The organism is Reichenbachiella versicolor (assembly GCF_003171675.1).
In the GTDB taxonomy this organism is placed as follows: Bacteria; Bacteroidota; Bacteroidia; order Cytophagales; family Cyclobacteriaceae; genus Reichenbachiella; species Reichenbachiella versicolor.
The window spans coordinates 360,067-379,685 of the sequence record NZ_QFZQ01000001.1 but is presented as its reverse complement, the minus strand read 5'-3'; the positions used below and the strand labels follow the sequence as shown (position 1 = coordinate 379,685).

Genomic DNA, 19,619 nt, shown 5'->3' with positions numbered 1-19,619 from the left:
TGCTTTGCTCAACTATAATTAAAGTCTAAATGACCAAATGCTTATTAAGCGTCTTCATTGTCGCTCTCACCCTTTTATCAAATTCTCTTTTAGCTCAAAACACCACCAAAGACTTAGACGATTTATACGCAAACTCTAAGTGGGGTAATATCATTTCTTCTTTAAATATAAAAAACGAGTTAAAGCCTCATGAACTGGAACTCCTTGTCAAAAGCTATGCAGATTCGGCCTCATTTCTTCAAATAAATGGTATTGAGACAGCTGCTTTGATGTACCAAAAAGCTTTTGAATATGGCGTAAAGAAAAACTTGTTCCCAACCGATAACAAATCACTTTTAGCTCAAGCTATTGGTTACTTCTGTCAGCAGCAATTCTCATCAGCTAAAGCTATACTAACTGATCTCATAGATAAAAACCCTCAAGAATCCGAATACCATTACTGGTACTGGAGTGTTGACATTTCGTCTGGAAACAGCAATATGTTTCAGCACCCTAATCTCCTCAAAGGATTAGAACTTGACCCAAAGAGCACTGATATCCTAATGAACCTAGGGATGCTTTATTACAACAGCAAGGATTATATCAATAGTCAAACTTATCTAAAGAAGTGTATAGATATCAAGGATGACTTCTACCAAAGATATTTCTATGGTTGTACATTCTCACAACAGCAAAACTGGGAAGAAGCTAAAAAACACCTTTCAATCTGTATCGATCAACGTCCAGATTTCGCCATGGCCTACTATGTATTAGGCTCTATCGAAATCTACCAAGGCAATATCAAAGGGGCCGTTTCCTTGTTCAAAAAATCGCTTCAGATCGTTCCCTCCTATCTGAGCTATGTTGAAAATATGAAGCAATATTATCCTGCGCTCAAAGAATACAATTTTGTCAAGAAAGTAGAAATTAGGCCAAGCGTAGATTTACTTAATACTGGTATTCAAAAGTCTAATAATGGTCAGTATGCTAAATCAATAGGTTTAATAGAAACGGCCATCGAAGAGTTTAGAAAAGAAACACCAATGGATACTGCAATGTTAGTATCAGCATACAATTGGCAAGTGGTTAATTATTATATGACAAGAGAATATGAAAGGTCAAATCAGCTTGCCAAAGCTATTCTCAATTTGCCATATAAATCTGATTTCCAAACTGCTGAGCAGGCGACTCTATACGCTTATATAGCCAACAATTATCAAGCTATGGGAGATGAACTTAATGCAATGAAGAATGCTATTGAGTCATTTCAGAGAGTAGAAAAAATGGAGTCTACCAAACAACACCGATTGACTGGAGCTAGCAATGTGGCTTATTTAGCCCTCGAAGCTGAAGAATATGATTATGCTGACTCCTATATCAACAAGGCTAAAGAAATTCAAAAGGCTAGTTTATTCAATCTGGAAGATGCTATCCATCTTCTCGAATTAAGTATTAAGCTAAAAATTCAAAACAAAAACTATAAAGCGGCACTCAAAGAAATAAACCTTGCTACAGAGTCATTTGATTTCTCTACCGCCCCTGAGATGGAACATATTCTGGACGAACTAAAATTCAAAGTATATGTCCAAAATCACGATATCACTAGGGCATCGAAAACACTCAAATTGCTTGAAAAGTCTAAAAATCAAACAGGCTTATTCAAATTTTATTACTCTGAACTAATCGCTGACGAACTATCTGACTACTGGGTACAACAAAATCGTAACCACGAGGCTTTTCAAGTGATGAGGCATAAACTAAATACTGTCAGCTATGAGATGTACCTCAACTTCCCCTATATGAGCGAAATAGGGAAAAGCATGCATTACGCTAAAAACAATGAGTGGCTAGCAAAGTACTTTAGTTACCTGTATCTCAATAAAGATGAGAAGCTTAGTAAAAACAAAATCGTTTACGGCGCAGCTGCCTCCAACTTCTTCAAAAACGCTATCATCAATAACAACAATAAACTTTTCAGATTAATACATCAACGTCAAGATCATGAAGCCATATCGTATTTGGACACGCTTCAAATGGTGAAAGAACGACTTAGAAATGACAACTTAAGTGAAGATGATCGAAAAGAATTTGTAAAAAGTGAAACTAGGATATTGAATTTCCTTAGTGAACGCTACAGTATTCAAATGCAGCAGGACTACCTTGACTACACCGATTACCAAGAGAAAATTCCTGAAAAAGATGCGGTTATCAATATTGTAAGATTTGACTTTTATGATTTTGAAAAGTCTAGCTTCACTGAAAATAAATCACTTTATGCCTTCATAGTTTTAGGCAAGAACAGAAACACTGAAATACGCTTCTTAGAAAATGGAGACTTATTAGAAAACAAATACTACTCTTCCTACCGGTCACATATTAAATTCCAAATCCAAGATGACAAGTCATTCAAACAGTATTTTGGAAAAGTGGCTGATGTTTTAAATGATAGTGAGAATACTTGGATAGTAGCTGATGGAATATATCATTTCATCAACCCCAACTCCCTCTATGTTCCAGACACCAAGAAGTACTTGATTGAACAAAACAACATACGTTTGATTAATAAATTCGAAGGAAAAGTATTTGATAAGAATGAGAACTCATTCACTACTGCTACTATCATAGGCAATCCCAACTTTGATATTGGACATCAGGAGATCACCTCCACTATCGATCAGCTACCCTATGAAATTCATATAGATACTGACCAGCTGTATACATCGAGAGCTTCTCGCTCCACCAGTGAGAAAGTCCCGAGACTTCCAGGTACTCAAAAAGAAATTGAAAACATCAACACTACTTTAACCAAAAACAATATTCGTATCAATTCTTTTGCAGGAGACCAAGCGATTGAGCCGATCATCAAAAATCAATTGAATGGATCGATACTTCATTTTGCCACCCACGGAGTATTTGAGAATACAGACAATGATCTAAATAATGCTCTAAACGCAGGCTTACTACTTTCTGGTGTTAATAGCCATCTTCCAGACCCTAATATTGATGGATTTCTTAGTGCCAAGGAAATTGAAGATCTACTTCTTTATGATACCGATTTGTTAGTTCTATCTGCTTGCGAAACGGGACAAGGTACCGTAAAAGATGGACAAGGTGTTTTCGGGCTTCAACGTGCTTTTATCAATGCAGGAGTAGATCAACTAGTCATGAGTCTTTGGAAAGTTGATGACGAAGCTACTAGTCTACTTATGACCTATTTCTATGAAAACCTTTTCTCTGAAGAATCAGTAGATCTTGCATTCAAAAAAGCTCAGCTACAGCTCAAAGAAAAATTTCCAAACCCATATCACTGGGGAGCTTTTGTGTTAGTAAAGTAGGCGCCTATATATATCTTCTATCATACAATCATTCATTCTGATCTATCCGGACTAAGTATTTTCGTCACGTTCACTAAATTCGCATCCAAATACAGAAGGATATGATCGTACTTATTTCACCTGCCAAGTCCGTAGATTTCGAATCGCCAGTAAACACTGAAATGACCTCTCAGCCTGATTTCGTAGAAGAATCAACCAAGCTGATCAAAAAGCTCAATACTTTTTCGGGTAAGAAACTAGGTGAACTCATGAAGATCAGTCCGGAACTTGTAGCTCTCAATATGGATCGCTACAAAAAATGGACACCAACCCCTTTAAGAGAAGATACGAAGCAAGCAATGTTGGCCTTCAATGGCGAAGTCTTTCGTGGTTTGAATGCTAGTGAAATGAACGATGGCGACCTTGATTTTGCACAAGGACACTTAAGAATTCTATCCGGACTGTATGGGGTTTTAAGACCAATGGATTTAATTCAGCCATATAGATTAGAGATGGGAACTAAGCTGAAATATTACAGTGCCAATAATCTTTATCAATTCTGGGGAGACAAAATCACTGAACGTCTAAATATAGATTTAGATAGCGCTGAAACAGTAGTGAATTTAGCATCGACTGAATACTTTAAATCAGTTCAACAACCAAAACTCAAAGCTCAAGTCATCACTCCTATCTTTAAAGAGTTCAGCAACGGAGAGTACAAGATCAAAATGACCTATGCAAAAAACGCCCGTGGTACGATGGCTAACTATATCATCAAAAACAAAATCGAAGATGTAGAACAAATCAAAGCATTCGATACGAGCGGATACGTTTTCAATCCAAGTATGTCTACGGATACAGATTGGGTATTTACAAGAGGATAAAAAAAGCCTCATGCGACTAGCATAAGGCTTTTAACATTTTTGGCATAACACGATCTATAACAATAGATCCTGAAATTATTTCTTTATCACTCTCTTAGTAATCACTTCTCCTTGACCGTAAAGTCTCAAGAAGTATACTCCAGTTGAAACTGTTGAAAGATCGACAGACTCAGTATTGTAAGATTCTTTGATTAACAGTCCGTCCATATTAACTAATTCAATCTTACTGATAGATTCTTCATTTGATTCTACATAGACCATATTACTAGTAGGAATTGGATATAGTTTTAATCCTGAATTAAATTCTTCAACGTCATTTACAGTGTCTTCTTCCTCTTCTTCCTCTTCCTCTTCCTCTTCCTCTTCCTCTTCCTCTTCTTCCTCTTCCTCTTCTTCCTCTTCTACCGATAAAGTAATATTCTCTCTTGTGACAATAAGGTCAGAAACTGAGGGGTGTGACATGATACAGGTGTAAACTCCAGTATCATCTAAGGTCAACTCCTCTAATTCTAGTGTATGAGTTGCGGCACCATCAATACGCAACTCCTCCTTAAACCATTGATAATTGGTACCATCTGGTTGTTTAGTAACTTCTAAAGTATAGCTTTCATTTTCCGTCAAGACAATATCTTCTGAATTGTCTATTGTTTGTTTATCATATACAAAATCAGAATCATCATCCTTCAAAGAAAGATTAACCATTATATCTGCAAAACCAATTTTATTATTGTTTACTCTAAATCCATTGAACATACCTTTACCAAAATTGTCTAATGAAGATAAATCTGGAATTCCTGAAATTTGATTTGAAGATATATCTAGAGCATAGAGATCTTTACAATTGACTAATTCACTTGGTAAAGCTCCAATAAGCTTATTATTATCTAAAAAAACCGCAAAGAGATTATAGAGCCTACCAATGGATGCTGGAATTTCGCCAGTTAAATTTGCTTCATAAAGTGAAAAATACCATAGCTTTCTCAGAGTACCAATAGAAGATGGGATTTGACCTGAAAGAAACTCATTAACAGAAAGATCCAAACTTTCAAGCATTGTCACATCTCCTATTTCGGCAGGAATAGTACCGTTTAGGTTGTTATCGCCAAGATCTAGCTCAACAATCCTATCACCTTCCCAAGTAGTACCATGCCAATTCTGAGGATCCCCTGATAAGTCCCACGAAACATTCCAGTTATCCCCGTCTGTAGCATTGTATAAAGCTATCAAAGCATCAATGTCACTGGCATTACTGCCTTTGTTAAAGTAAATATCACTACGATAAAAAGTACTTGATACATCTGTATGAGTCATTTCACAAGAATAGAAACCTATATCTGTAGCATCTGCTACATCAATTTCATACTCATGCGAGGTAGCACCATCTATCTCTTGTCCATCGTGAAACCACTGATAATTAGTACCTGAAATTTGTTCCGTTACAGAAAGAGTATAAGATTTTCCTAATTCAAATGAAACGAAAAGCTCTTCATCTATATGTTGGTCTTCAAACCTGAAATTTGTCCCAGCTGAAACTAAATCAAGATTTTTGACAATTGAAGCAATCTCTATAGCATTATCTTGAACATCCAGACCTTCATAGTATTCACTTCCCAAGTTTGTCAATACTGTAAAATCAGGCAATGATGTAAATCTATTACTTGAAATATCCAGTGATTCTAGTAAAGTACATTGAGTCAATGTACTAGGAACACCTCCTGCAAACTGATTATTATCTAGTGAAAGTAATTTCAGGTTACTCAAATCCCCTAATTCCATTGGAATACTTCCTGAAAATTCATTAGAACCGAGATCGAGATTCTCCAAAACTATCAATTCACCAATCCAATCTGGGAGTTCTCCTTCAAAATCATTGCCTCGGAGAATTAACTGTTCCAACTTGTTAAAGTTTCTAATAACTGGTGAAAAATTACCCGATAGATCGTTTGAGCCAAGGTTTAGATTATTGAGGTTGACCAAACTACTCCAAGAACTAGGAATATTTCCAGAAAAGCTATTGTAGCTTAAATCTAAATCTACCAAAAGAGTAAACTCACTAATCCAGTCTGGAAGCTCTCCATCAAAACTGCTGCTACCTAATTCTAGTCTTTCTAACTTTTTAAAGTTCCTAATAACTTCGGGAAAATCACCTGAAAAATTATTAGATCCTAGTTTAAATTGAAATATTTCTTTAAGTGAGCTCCATGTACTAGGAACATTTCCTGTAAAACTATTATTATCTAAAAGAAGGCTGACTAATGAGGTTAAATTTGATAAATTCTCTGGCAGTTCTCCTGTAAAATTATTTTCGGAAATATGAAGCCACTCTAACGACAGCATACTTAATATGGCTTGGGGAAATTCACCCTCAAAATTATTATAACTTAAATAGAGAACCTCCATCTTGGTCAAACTGGAAAACGAACTTGGAATTGTCCCTGATAAAGAGTTATTACTTAGACTCAAAAAATCAAGTTCAGCAAGGTCCCCTAATTCAGATGGTAATGTTCCAGACAAATTATTATTACTGAGATTTAGAGATGTAAGCTTTTCCAGTCCTCCAATGGATGTTGGTATACTTCCCGACAAACTATTTTCACCCAAACTTAAAAAAGTTAGTCTCCCACTTTCCCACAAGGTCCCATACCAAAGGGTATGATCACCTCCTAAATCCCAAGTATTATCCCAGTTAGCTCCATCAGTAGAGTTATAGAGTTCAATTAGAATTTCCTTGTCGGTAAGTGTGGTAGCTTGTAAAGAATAAGTGAATAATAATATAGATAGTAAGGTTGGTAAGGCAGTAGATAATTTTCTCATAATTAGAATTATTAGTAATAGATTAATTGAGCTCGAAACTATTTATAATATGTAATAGCAGAAAATTAATCTTGAAAAATTAATATGTTTTTTAGCATATAGTATGATATTAATCATCTATACATAGCAAGAGTCTTTATAGTTTGCATTCTAGAATGATAAGTTATGTTGCGTAGTTGGGTTCGAATTAGCTTTCTATTTTTATTGAGTGTAGCGGTTATTGGTACACTTCTTAGAGCATTTCCATATTTACGTCTCAATTGGAATTACACTCATTTACTTCATGCCCATTCTCATATTGGGTTTCAAGGATGGATCTATACAATGATACTGCTACTTATCCCTGCCCTATATTTAAACCCTTTCCAAGTCAAGAAAAGCCGGTATTCTCTTCAGTTTAGAATTACGATTCCGCTGATTATATTGATCATGATCGCATTTGTTATTCAAGGATATGCATTGTACTCAATATTGTTTTCAACGCTTTTTCAGTTCTTGAATTACCGGTTTTTCTGGAGTTTCATTAGAGATTCAAATAGGTATTATAGCCAATCTCCTCCTTATTCTTTACGCTGGATCAAAGCTGGAATGTGGCTAGGACTTCTTTCAACTTTCGCACCATATGCCATAGGAATTATTTCTGCTAAGGGGCTATCAGGTTCAGAACTATACCATTCAGTTATCTATGGATTCCTCCATTTTCAATACAACGGTTGGTTTCTGTTTACGGCAATTGGACTGTTCTTTAGAGTACTGGAATTAAACAATGTTTCATTTAACATTAAGTATGCTTTGATATTCTATTGGCTCAATGTGGTTGCTGTGATACCCGCATATGCTCTTTCTCTATTGGGTATGAGTTTCAAAGAATTAATATATCCATTTGCTGTTTTTGCTGGACTGACGGAAATAATCGGGTTGTATTACCTGATAATGAGCTTTAAAAGCACATCGATTAAAAGTCTACTAAACAACCAACTATCATATCTACTGATCGTGATGTTGGTATGCTATTTTATCAAAATACTTGCACAAGGCCTATCATTAATCCCAAACTTGCAGATTTATGCTAGCAGTAATAGGTTTATAATTATTGCATTTATACACCTAAGTTTAATCGGGGTAATTTCATTCCTGTTTCTCTATATCCTACTCAGACTCGAATGGATGATATCGAGTATAGTTACTCAAGTTGGAACATCTTGTTTATTGGTAGGTTTCGTATTGACGGAATCTATACTTCTTTTGGTCGGGTTTGGTTTTGGATTTTATCCAAAAACCTTAATGGTATTCAGTGGTTTGATGGGGCTTGGCGTTTTGTTACTAACCATGAGTTCTTTTAAGGAAGAACGATTCTAACAATTGTATAAAAAAGGAAAACGAAAGATTGTTATAGCCATGTTGGCCCATTAGTCTTTACCAGTGTTGCTTTAAGCTATTTTTAAATTCGTTCTTTCGTCTGGACAACCAGTATCAGTTTTCTTTCCACTTTGACAAGGGCATCTGTCGTACAAGTTGATAATACCATCTCCATCAAAATCACCAAACTTATCTAGAGTTGCTTCTTGACCAATCTTTTGCTTTTTGATAGTCTTGCTGCCTATTGCAGTTACATCCTTATTTGAAGCCTTTTCTTTACTCATTGCAGCATTATTTCCAAAAACCAATACTGACACTAAAACTATTACCTTAACAACTCTCATTTTCCTATACTTTAAATTTTCACAATCATTTCCCCTTACAAAAACACTCTATGTATCGGTGATCTTCATAAGTACAATTCAAAGTTAGAGGAGCAATTTTCTGGAATTATTGAGAATAGTTTAGCCGTAAATCTAAAGGGGTGAAATACGCTTTTTGTATGATTAACCAGTCATCGGTTGAATTCGACGTTTCAACCTACAGGCTTTGCATTAGGATGTAATAGTGACCCTAAAAAAGGTTTATTAATCAATTCTTAAGTTTTAAAGCTGATGAGACAATCTCAAAAGTGCATTTTGAAAGTGATACAAACTAGTATATAGTAACCTTTTGATTACCACTCATATCAGACGGGTGGCAATAAACCTATCGAATTAAAGCCACGCTACCTCGTTGCTGGATTTCTCCTAGCTCTGGTTGAAGCCAGCTTTCAAAAGTCATCACGTATACATAGGTTCCACCTTGAAGGAGTTCTCCTTCATAAGCACCAGTCCAATTGAAGTTTACATCATTGGTTTCGTAGACTTTTTCACCCCATCGGGAATAGATCTTGATATTGAAATTGTGAACATAAGGGTTATCATAGACAAAGTATGTGTCATTAACACCATTGCCATCTGGTGTGAAGGCATTTGGAGTATGAACGACAGGTCTACAATCATCATAGATTTCTACTATATCTGTAATACAGGTAAAGCCATTGGTGATTCTGACTTCATACCAGCCTACTTCTGTGACTGTGTAAAAACGATCCGTTGATAAAGTATCTGGTTCGTCTTGCAAACTCCAAGCATATGAAGCAAATGATCCTGCATCAAGAGTTACTTCACTAAATTCAGTATTAGGGTCTATAGGGCAAATCCCATCTCTATTGGGTAGCACCAAAAGACTGTCTAAGATAGGAACGACTTGAGCATCGAAAGATGAAGTGGCTGTACAAACATTGACAGTTGATGCTACATCTACGGTATAGGTTCCACTCTCTGAGGCTGTCCATTCAGCAGTAGTATCACTCAAGACGGTACCATCTGGTAATGTCCAGGTGAAAGTGACGTCTTCTGTGATATTAGCGTAAGCATCTATAAAAATCTCTTCTGTATTGTCACAATTGGGTTCTGAAACTTGGAACACCGTCAACTCTGGATATACTTCTATGTTCTGTGTAATGGTCGTCGAACAACCTGTGCCTTGATCCAAGAAAGTAACAGTATAATCGCCAACTTCTGTGATGGTTCTTTGTGTAGACAATAATCCATCGGACCATTGATATGACAAGTTACCTACAGCACTAGACGTTACCTCCGCTGTAGCTAATCTTTCCCCATCACAGACATCACCATCAATAGTAATGGCTCCTGCTGGAGCACTGTTTTGGGTTACATTAACATTTTGTATTTGTGGGCAATAACCTGTACCTCCAGATGTGACTGTATAAGTTCCTCCTGTGGAGACGATGACTGAATCTCCCACATTAGTCCCTACAATATTTCCAGCTGGTGTCCAAGTGTAGGAAATGACAGCATCAACGGTAACTGGTGAAATTCCAATTTGGCCTTCAGTACCGCAGATTACTTCTGGCTGCACCAAAAAGTCTGCGTATGGCAGAGAGTTTAATTGAATATTATCTTGAGTTCTGATGCAACCTCCGACTTCTTCTAATACTAAGTCATAATTACCTGAATCAAGATTAGCTATTACGACATTACCAGTCCCTGCTGCCACTGGTAGAGTACCATTGTAAAGCAGCGTTCCTAGCTGATCATAAAGCTCATAGTCGATATTAGCAGGTGGAGCAGTGCCCAATGTAATTGTAATCTCACCTGCATCATCACACCCCGGATTAGTATTGGTTGCATCAATAGTATATCCAACTCCTCCATCGGCAATAGGTGTAGAAATAGAATTCACACAACCTGAAATGACATTAGTGACTGCGACTGTGTAGTTACCGGCTCCTAATCCTGCACCTCCATTATCTATAACATAAGTTGCACTTCCTGCTACAGCTGTAGGTCCTTCGACAGCGGTTCCTGTCAACTGATAGAAAAAGTCTCCTGTTTCGTTGATTGTCAAATCGATTTGTCCATCAGTGCTACCACAAGCGCCCGTAGTAGCTACTGCTACAGCATCGGCGTCAGGCGTAGGGTTAATGGTCAGGAGTAAAGTATCTGTTCCTACACAACTGAAGATATCCGTTACCTCCACTGCATATTCAAATGTCCCTGCGGTAAATGTTTCTACTGGTTGTACACTAAGACCATTTCCGGTATCGGTTCCGTTAATCGTCCATACGAAGGATGAACCAGGGTTATTGGCATTCAAGTCTGCGAAAGCTACATTTTGGCAAATGAATTGATCAGCTCCAAGATCTACTGTTGGAGAGGTATCATCTACAAAAGTGGTTCGGGTATTTGAATTACAGCCATTGGTATCGGTGATGAAAACTGATAGTAATATCGGTTCGTCCACTGTAATCTCTCTAGTAGTTTCTCCATTACTCCAAGTATATGATAGCCCTACCGAGTCAGAAGGCCATGCTTCAAGTGTCACTGCTCCCTGACAAATGTTAGCTGCATCTTCTACAGTAGGTGCGGCTGGAATGGCATTAACCGTAGCTGTCTCATTGAATAGCGTATCTAGTCCACATCGGTTGGTTATTCTCAAGCTGATCGGGTAATCACCTTCTAGGTTATATGTTACGGAGTCGGTTTCATTAGTACTTGAGGTTCCATCTCCAAATGTCCAGAAATATTCGTCAATGATTGATGTACCTGTACCTATGAATAAAGTTGATTGCCCCAAACAGGCGTTGGAAATCGAAATACCAGGCTGCTGTGAAGATACGGGATTGTCAGCCACGAAGTTAGGAAGTCCTAGTCTACTGGTTCGGCTTGCTAAATCAAAGCCACTTTCCACGAATCCAGCTCCAGCATCGTCTTCATTTGGACTGGTGATTGTTCCCAGTGTTGACGAATTATTAATTGCCATATAAATAATACCATCAGAACCTGTTGACAGGGCTCCAAATTCGGCACTGCTTGTCCCCAAAACAAACTTACTTCCTTCAATATCGGCTACAGGAGTTTCACCAAATAAGCTATCAAGATCAAATTGAATCAGTTTGGAACCACTGCCATTAGTAGACACATAAAGCTTCTCCATAGAACTAGAAAATTCCAATCCGTAAATCTTCACAGGGTCAGTTTCATTGATATTGATCAGTGCCAACTCTGACACTTCACCTGTCGTGTCATTGACCTGAAGTAGTTCGACATAGTTATCTGGTGTATCTTGAATCGCTACGGCTAATACACCTGTACCAATCTGCATCTCTGCAGTTCCCATTTCGTCATTGTTAAACCTCAGCGAAGTTCCTGCACTTGAAATCACTGGGGGCTCGATGCCATCTTCTGTCAATCGATAGGCTCTTACATTATTGTTCCCAAATTCATGCACATACAGCATGGTAGCATTTGTCCCAAGACCGATGGCGGTCATCTTTTCTGACGAATTTTTCATGAGAACCTGATCTTTGACAACCACTTCCCCACGGGCTTGGTCCAGCTTCATATCTACAATAGAGTATTTGAGTTCGTAGGTTCCCTCTCCTACTGAGTCTGTGGTAAAAATGTAATAGGTCGTGGTATCTCCAGGCATTGGGACAATCATCGCTCCCTGTACAGATTCATTATTTCCTCCTAGCAGATCGCCATTCACCATGACATTATGCTCTTGATTCCAAACAGTCTCTCCATCGGTATAGAACAACAATTCACCATTCAGATCGGATACTGAAGACGATGCTTGAGGAGACATGATCAAATTAGCGTCTTCTATAGGTGCGGAATCATCATCAAAATCAATCCCTGCTCCTTCACCGAAGTACCATTGGTTTCGGAAGGTAGTTGTGTCACCATAAGTAGTGACTCCGATATAGTCGTAATACACACAACCTGTGGAAGAAATCACACTAACAGAATAGACCCCAGTAGTATCCACAACGATAGACTGACTAGTCTCATCGGTATTCCATGCGTAAGAAAGGGCTCCCGCTCCCGCATCTAGTGTCAATGTTTCTCCAGCACAGAGTACTGTATCTGTACCTAGATCAATACTCAGATCACCTGCTACTATTTCTATATCCTTGGTAACTGTTTCCGTGATACCATTGAGCGATACCCTGAGTGTTACTGTGAAGTTACCTGCTGTTTCATAAGTATAGACAGGGTTGACCGCATCTGATGGATCTCCACCATCTCCAAAGTCCCATTCGTAACTAGTTGGTGTAGGTGATACAGAAGAAAATAATTTAGTTGTTCGGTTGGCACAGGTATCCAGTACCATGATATCTGCAAAGTTGAATGTTTCGAAATGCTCTTCTGGCGAAGTAGGAAACTGCTGAGCAGCTATATTGGTAACATCCAATGGCTGTGGATCATACTGTGGTCCCTGAGATGGGTCTGAATTATTGAAAGTACTATCAGCTGCTGTTATGACGCCGAGTTCAATATTACTAGTAGAGGATGATTGGTATAAGTGATAGATGTGATTGTCGGGCCCTCTTTTAAGACCAAAACTTCTAAATACAGATGCGGGTAATATTGAATTCAATGCCGTCACTGTACTATTGACGTCATACTGATAAACATTAGCGTCTGTAGCTGCACTTCCAAATCTAGAGATATACAGTAAGTCTCCGGATGCTGACCATTCCAAATCATAAATGGATTCCCCTAGACCATCTGATCGCCCAGTATTGAGGATAACATCGTCAAGCGTAAGTACTCCTGTACCCGAATCGAAATCAAACAAGGTTACATTTCTATTTTCAGTCTTTGGGGCTGCTGCTAATTTACCATTGACGGGATCGTATGCAAAACTTGATATTTCGAAGGATAGTGCGGTTGTGGTATTCCAGAGATTGTAATTCGTGGTGGCTCCTACCACTCCTGAGTTAACTTCCGTGACGCTGATTTCGGTACTGACGACATCTTGTGTGATCAACCAATAGTTATCGATATCTTGACGAATTACGATCATTCCCTCTGCTGGATTATTCAGTCCTGCTACTGGGATATTTGAAGAAACAAAATCATTGGTGATTCGACTAAAAACAGACTGCTCTATAGCCGCTCCTGTATTGGTTAATATATGATACTCTCCTACTGAATAAGGTCTTGCAATGACTACGACTGAGGTATTCAGGTTAGGATCTCCGTTGAGAGTGGTTGAAGTGATAAGGTTATCATAGAGATCATAGGCTGACTGACCGTCTGTGTACATCAAAATATTTCCAGTCACGGGATCACTTATGGTTACTCCTGATCCTACCCCTCCTAAAGCCGAGACTCCATTAATCAACTGTGGTTCGTCACTGGACTGTCCAAATCTAATGGAAGCATCTGTGGTTCCCAGATACCAGTTGTACTCTGATAGGTTCTGAGCATGCGCTAATGAAGGCATCAGAAATACCACAAACAGAATTCGAATGATGCATTCAGTAATTTTGATCGGGGAGTTAAGAGTCATTTATGTCTGGAGTTAAAGTTATTTGTTGGTAGTTGCAGGGCTTAACACTGACCAAATTCTACTCAAGAGTTTGCCTCGCCTAGTCTACACAACAACTAATTCTCTAATCGACTCCGCTACTGTAGCCTCACAATACGGAATCAAGGGCTAAAAATAAGCCAAATCCATAGGATTCAAGTTAGTAACGATAGGAATAATGTTTTCTATGCTCATCTGATCAAGTAAAACCAAATGATTTTCTAAATGGGGCAATATTTTATAATTTGCATCGATTCTATATACACGCAGTAACAGGACATTTTCCCTCTACAATGATCAAAAGACTCGTCTGTTTATTCTTGACTTTCATAGCACTGATGAGTGCTTCACTTCAAGCTCAGGACTTGCAGTTTTCTCAATACTATGCAGCACCACTATACCTCAACCCTGCTCTCGCTGGTATCAATCAAATGGGTAGAGCGGGTATGAACTACCGTCTACAGTGGCCTGCTATCGATGCTAAGTTTGAAACTTTCTCTGCGTATGTAGATGTGAATTTTGACGAAAAGAATAGCAGCGTAGGCTTGATCTTTACCAATGATGAAGCTGGGGCTACTGGACTAAGAAATAGTGAAGTGGCGCTACAATACGCTTATCAAGTACGTCTCAATCAACAATATACTTTCAGACCTGCCTTTCAAATATCTTATGCTACTAGAAGTATCGATTTCTCAAGTTTGATCTTTGGAGATCAGGTAGATGAAAATGGCTTTACTGGAAACCCTTCTGCTGAAACCTTCGGAAATCAAAAGGCTAACTTCTTTGACACTGGCCTTGGAGGTATCATCTTTTCTAAGAACGCATGGATCGGGGTGGCAGTACACCATGTATTGGAACCAGATCAATCTTTAGGAGTTGTTTCTGATCCGTTACCTAGAAAGACTTCAATACACGGCGGATACAAATTCCCGCTTAGTACCAATTACAAACCGGGCGTAAACGCTAGAGGTCAGGAAAAAAGCATAACTCCCACTTTCAATTACCGAACACAAGCTGGATTTCACCAGCTAGACCTAGGAGCGTATTTCACTTACTCTCCTATCATCATGGGACTATGGTACAGAGGAATTCCTATCAAAGAAAATAATCGAGCGGAAGCTATCGTAGCTATGCTTGGTCTTCAAAAGAACAATTTTGCTTTCGGATATAGCTTTGACTTTACACTATCTGATCTCGGTATCGCTACTGGAGGTGCTCATGAATTTTCACTGACTTACTCTTTCAAATGGGGTGATCCTCGTAAACCTTCTCGCAATGTAAGGGAACTTCAGTGTCCCGTTCCTTATATGTTTTAATTGGTGTCTATGCATATGGGTCAAATGACAGATCGGAATCAATTAGTAAACTGTCTTTTACGAATTAGGTAGCGTTTACTTCTTTCTCATGAACAAATTCGAAATTTTCATAATAGTTACTTCCTTACCTCATATAATACTGGCAGTAATAACTCAAATGATAATTTTGAAAACGACCAAATTAAACCCTAATCAAAAGATTATTAACACCATTCTAAATTGGGTTATTCCTTATGTTTGGGGCTTTATAATCAGAAAGATGATCAAAGAACCTGTACTCAAAGTTTATACAAAGCAAAACAGAAAAAGAAACTCTAATTCCAATACTGATAATTGGAAAACCTTAACAGGATTTGGAGACGGTGTTTAAGTCCATTAAACAAGCGAAATTGCCTTCATTCACTAAATCCTGTAGTTTTACATTATGACTATTGCACAACGTAAAATATCGTTAATCAATTGGATAACTAATTTACAAGATGAAAAGCTCTTAAGTAAAATAGAAAACTTCCGTAATCTATCGTTAGATGAGTTACCATCGGAAATAGTTGAACTCCTTCAATTAGCGGACACCGAATCTCCTGATCATGGTATGAAGCACACCAACTCAAGAGATATCCTGAACAGATAATGAAAGAAGTAATCTGGAGTTAAACAGCTCAAAATTCATTAAACTTCTTTGACTTCGGACCAACTAATAAGACCCAAAACAACTACTTGATAAAATTCAAAATGCTTGCAAACTGTAGTAAAATCATACAGCGTCAGTAGCAGTTGTATCTCATCTAGGAAGCTAACAAGTCCATAAAAGTTCCGATTATTAAGAATATCAGAGCAATTATTTTGAGTATAATATTCAACTTTTTCTGAGCTAAAACCCACAACATAGGAACCAAAAAGAAAGTATTCCACAGGTAAAGCAGAGAAAAAACCAATAGCATTAAAAATGTTATTAAAATTGGAGTTATGTATCCAGACAAGGCCAAAACAAACGAAGCAACGAAATAAGCCAAAAGCCAATGCATTGATTCAGAAAATACAACCCAACTATAAATTCCATTAAAACTGGCGGTAATAACAATAACCCAAGCAAACCAAGAATCTACTTCAATAGAGTCCTTTTCAGCTTCAGTCAGTTTTTTTTCACCAATCTTTCTGAACCACTTTCGTGTAGTATTAACAGCGTAAGTGGCAAACTTCATAAGTTTCTTAAAATTAATTAGCTCTGCAATATCATAACTGAACCTTTTCAACCTCTCATACCCTATAATTTCAACCACAACTAAGGAAGCACCAAAAAATTGAATAAGAATACCTATTCTACCTATCCAGAGAATTGAAACCCCATAAACTTTATAGCTTGAAAGTTCAGTCCCCTTAAGCCACAATTCACAGGCCTTAAATAAATCTAAATCCATGCAAGAAAAATAAGAGAGAGATTGTAATGTATATAGTGAATATCCAAAGGGTTTGACCGAATCACTATCCTCAATATTAGGACTAGGATACTGAAAACTGACAATAGAGCCCTAGAGTCTACTGACACTCTACTCATTTTTATAATTCAGAAGACAGCCAATAACTAGAATAGTTGTACACTATTATTTGTTAGGGTCAGGAGACACTAATTTAACCTCTCCGTTATCACTTACAACAAGCTTTCTCCCTAACTGTGCTTTCTGCTTTTTAAGCTTTTCAGCAGATATTGACATACCTTCCAAAATTGCTTTTCTCAGCTGTGATATATCCGAATTCTTCATTTCTGTAAATATTCTTTAAGTGAAGATAACCTCACATGATCCGAAACCTTGATATCTCCATGAATAATCTGCTCAAATATCAATACTGGGTCCGAACTTGAATTATCAAACACCATCGAATAATCGCAAATAGGAAGATACAAATTAAACAAATTATCTATTCCCTTCTTATACCTACGTTCTATAACATCTTCAGGTATATTGTGCCCTCCTTCTTCAACTCGCGTCTCAACTCTCTTTTTGGCTAGATCTACAGAATCCAACCAATAAAACAGTAATGTCACCCTGTATCCTAACTCCCGAGCTTTTCGAACTTTGGAAACATAACTACGAGTTGAAAGAGTTGTCTCAAAAGCAAAATCTTGATTCTGGCTCATCAATTCCTCTATTCGCTTCAACATCAATCGACCTGCTTCTAGAGCGACTGAATCCGTATTAAAAGGAGAAAGCCCTTTAGCTATTTCGTCTGCATTAACAAACTCCTTGCACTTCAGTATCTCAGGCAAAATATTAAAAGACGCTGTTGTTTTCCCTGCTCCATTACAACCAGCAATTATGTAAAGGTTCTTACTTTTCACAATGTAAAGATAAGCGATGAATTGATGAGTAAGTCGTATCGTCAGACGCCATCACTCACCTTTATGTTTTCAGAAGACTTCAGATAATGAATGTTATAGATACATGCTATTGCGACCAAACAGAAATTGATTGAACGACTGCTAAATTTGGTACATGGAAATTCTCAAAGATCATTTGAATACAATTACAGATCAATTGAATCCTAAGTCTACGCTTGAGGATGTTTATAAGCAACTCGCTATGCTTTCTGACATTGAAAAATCAGAACAAAATGAAAAACCTAACGGAGTTTACTCCTCTTATGAGGTCAAGGACAGATTAAATCAATGGGTAAATCTGGACTAAGGTGAACAGAAGAACTTTTCTGAACTTGCCCCAACAAGCTAAAAAACATATAATCAACGCCTTCTTTGAATAGAAAACCCCATTAACTCATAGCATTCCGAGACCAAAAAAGAAGAGACTGACCATATCTAGGTCAGCCTCAATATTAATAATGATACTATGATGTTGTTTTTGATATGTTATTTTAATAGATCAGTCCTTCTTAAATCTAACTGATTGACCCGTTCCTAAAACTTTCAATAGATAGACTCCTGATTCTAAGCTTCGAACATCAATAGTCCCTGAAGTCGATGTAGCTAAGACTTGTCTTCCTGTCATATCAGTGACTACCACATCAGTAACTTCCGAAATCCCTTCGATGGTAAGTACATCACTTGCTGGATTAGGGAAAGCCGTCAATGAAGCAGTAGAAGATTGATCACTACCTAACTCATCTACGCCAAGCTCTCTATTTCCACTATTGCCAGCCACAGGTCTCCATGTTCTAACCCATTGATATCTAGTCAATCTTCTCCATTTGGGTTTGGTGAATCCATCTATCACATCCGCATTTGGCCCAGTACTTGGGAGATTGTGATTATAAGTCTCTACTACCATCATGATATGCATATCATCGACCGCATCAGATGGAGGTGTGATAGTCCACATGAATCTTCCATTGTGATAAAAATGCAGCTTAGTCTCCGATTCCCAATAGAGTCCATAAGTATGATAAGTAGCGTCTGGATCAAAATTATTCGATCTATGAGGGTCTCTATCATCATCGACACATCCTCCTCTACCGTGAACGTTGGAGTTCATACCAGTAGAAAACTGACCACCTAGCCAAGTAGCTCTATTGGAGGTAACTCCTACGCTTTCGGTAATGTCTACTTCTACTCTAGGGCAAGACCCGGGAGGATTGATCAACCAAAAAGTACCAGACATGATAGTTTCTGTAGTTTTCATACTGCACTCTACATACATACCTTTCTGCATTTTGGCTCTAGACCTGACCACTCCTCCACCATGGGTCCAATTGGCGGCTAATTTGGGAGAGGTAAATTTCTCCGCTTCTATTCGTAACTCTCCGTTCCAGATAGATACATTATCTTCCTCAAAAAGACCTGGCCATCTTCCTGCCCAAGTCCAAGGACCTTCGACCGGAGTTTTCGTCCAGTGGTCAGAATTGAAAGAATCCCATTCACTAGTCAAGTTCCATACTCTAGTCCAGTTTTTATTCGTTACCAGTTTTTCCTTGGCATGGTTACCCGTCACTTGAGGTTGTAGCTGCGCCATGAGCGAGGTAGCTGATAGCATTAGCGCACAAGGCATGGTTAGTAAGGCTCTTAGAAAAAGCTTACGAGGTAAAAAGTTTATTTTCATTGTTTGAAAAATTAA

Annotated in this window: 14 protein-coding genes; 7 read left to right on the top strand and 7 right to left on the bottom strand. The window is 37.9% G+C overall.

Going from position 1 to position 19,619, the window contains the following annotated elements:
* The first annotated feature begins 29 nt into the window (after nucleotides 1–29).
* Together DKG80_RS01605 and yaaA are read left to right on the top strand one after the other, a co-directional pair.
* Nucleotides 30–3,314, top strand: a complete 3,285-nt coding sequence (locus DKG80_RS01605; RefSeq protein ID WP_109829536.1) for a CHAT domain-containing protein — start codon at nucleotides 30–32, stop codon at nucleotides 3,312–3,314.
* A 101-nt stretch (nucleotides 3,315–3,415) separates the two neighbouring features.
* Nucleotides 3,416–4,177, top strand: a complete 762-nt coding sequence (gene yaaA, locus DKG80_RS01600; RefSeq protein WP_109829535.1) for a peroxide stress protein YaaA — start codon at nucleotides 3,416–3,418, stop codon at nucleotides 4,175–4,177.
* Between the two features lie 75 nt (nucleotides 4,178–4,252).
* On the opposite strand, the gene DKG80_RS01595 is transcribed toward yaaA, so the two are convergent.
* Nucleotides 4,253–6,991, bottom strand: coding sequence for a T9SS type A sorting domain-containing protein (locus DKG80_RS01595; protein WP_109829534.1), 2,739 nt, complete (start codon nucleotides 6,989–6,991; stop codon nucleotides 4,253–4,255).
* A 165-nt stretch (nucleotides 6,992–7,156) separates the two neighbouring features.
* Between DKG80_RS01595 and DKG80_RS01590 the strand changes: the two genes are divergently transcribed.
* The gene (locus DKG80_RS01590; protein ID WP_109829533.1) at nucleotides 7,157–8,350 is read left to right on the top strand and encodes a hypothetical protein; all 1,194 of its coding nucleotides are present in this window, start codon (nucleotides 7,157–7,159) and stop codon (nucleotides 8,348–8,350) included.
* Nucleotides 8,351–8,421: 71 nt separating this feature from the next.
* Here the strand turns inward: DKG80_RS01590 and DKG80_RS01585 are convergent, their stop codons facing one another.
* Nucleotides 8,422–8,694, bottom strand: a complete 273-nt coding sequence (locus DKG80_RS01585; RefSeq protein WP_109829532.1) for a hypothetical protein — start codon at nucleotides 8,692–8,694, stop codon at nucleotides 8,422–8,424.
* Nucleotides 8,695–9,058: 364 nt separating this feature from the next.
* A complete protein-coding gene (locus DKG80_RS01580; protein ID WP_109829531.1) occupies nucleotides 9,059–14,221 on the bottom strand; it encodes a PKD domain-containing protein in 5,163 nt (1,720 codons plus the stop codon).
* 311 nt (nucleotides 14,222–14,532) lie between these two features.
* Here DKG80_RS01580 and DKG80_RS01575 point away from each other — a divergent pair, with 311 nt between their 5' ends.
* The 3 genes from DKG80_RS01575 to DKG80_RS01565 all read left to right on the top strand — a co-directional run bounded on the left by DKG80_RS01575 (nucleotide 14,533) and on the right by DKG80_RS01565 (nucleotide 16,186).
* Nucleotides 14,533–15,555, top strand: coding sequence for a PorP/SprF family type IX secretion system membrane protein (locus DKG80_RS01575; protein ID WP_109829530.1), 1,023 nt, complete (start codon nucleotides 14,533–14,535; stop codon nucleotides 15,553–15,555).
* Between the two features lie 88 nt (nucleotides 15,556–15,643).
* Nucleotides 15,644–15,925, top strand: a complete 282-nt coding sequence (locus DKG80_RS01570; RefSeq protein WP_109829529.1) for a hypothetical protein — start codon at nucleotides 15,644–15,646, stop codon at nucleotides 15,923–15,925.
* Between the two features lie 54 nt (nucleotides 15,926–15,979).
* Nucleotides 15,980–16,186 carry a hypothetical protein gene (locus DKG80_RS01565; RefSeq protein WP_109829528.1) on the top strand — a complete coding sequence of 69 codons (207 nt, stop codon included), beginning with the start codon at nucleotides 15,980–15,982 and terminating at the stop codon, nucleotides 16,184–16,186.
* Nucleotides 16,187–16,340: 154 nt separating this feature from the next.
* On the opposite strand, the gene DKG80_RS01560 is transcribed toward DKG80_RS01565, so the two are convergent.
* The 3 genes from DKG80_RS01560 to DKG80_RS01555 form a co-directional block, all read right to left on the bottom strand.
* The gene (locus tag DKG80_RS01560; protein ID WP_109829527.1) at nucleotides 16,341–16,973 is read right to left on the bottom strand and encodes a hypothetical protein; all 633 of its coding nucleotides are present in this window, start codon (nucleotides 16,971–16,973) and stop codon (nucleotides 16,341–16,343) included.
* A gap of 183 nt (nucleotides 16,974–17,156) precedes the next feature.
* Nucleotides 17,157–17,315 (bottom strand): hypothetical protein, encoded by a 159-nt coding sequence (locus DKG80_RS21035; RefSeq protein WP_162555618.1) that lies wholly within the window; start codon nucleotides 17,313–17,315, stop codon nucleotides 17,157–17,159.
* Complete coding sequence (locus tag DKG80_RS01555; RefSeq protein ID WP_109829526.1) at nucleotides 17,312–17,893, bottom strand: zeta toxin family protein; 582 nt, start codon at nucleotides 17,891–17,893, stop codon at nucleotides 17,312–17,314. Before DKG80_RS01555 ends, DKG80_RS21035 begins: the two co-directional genes overlap by 4 nt.
* Before the next feature lie 154 nt (nucleotides 17,894–18,047).
* Here DKG80_RS01555 and DKG80_RS01550 point away from each other — a divergent pair, with 154 nt between their 5' ends.
* Entirely contained in the window at nucleotides 18,048–18,239 is a 192-nt protein-coding gene (locus DKG80_RS01550; protein ID WP_109829525.1) for a hypothetical protein, read from the top strand.
* 192 nt (nucleotides 18,240–18,431) lie between these two features.
* Here the strand turns inward: DKG80_RS01550 and DKG80_RS01545 are convergent, their stop codons facing one another.
* Nucleotides 18,432–19,604, bottom strand: a complete 1,173-nt coding sequence (locus tag DKG80_RS01545; RefSeq protein ID WP_109829524.1) for a T9SS type A sorting domain-containing protein — start codon at nucleotides 19,602–19,604, stop codon at nucleotides 18,432–18,434.
* Nucleotides 19,605–19,619: the final 15 nt, after the last annotated feature.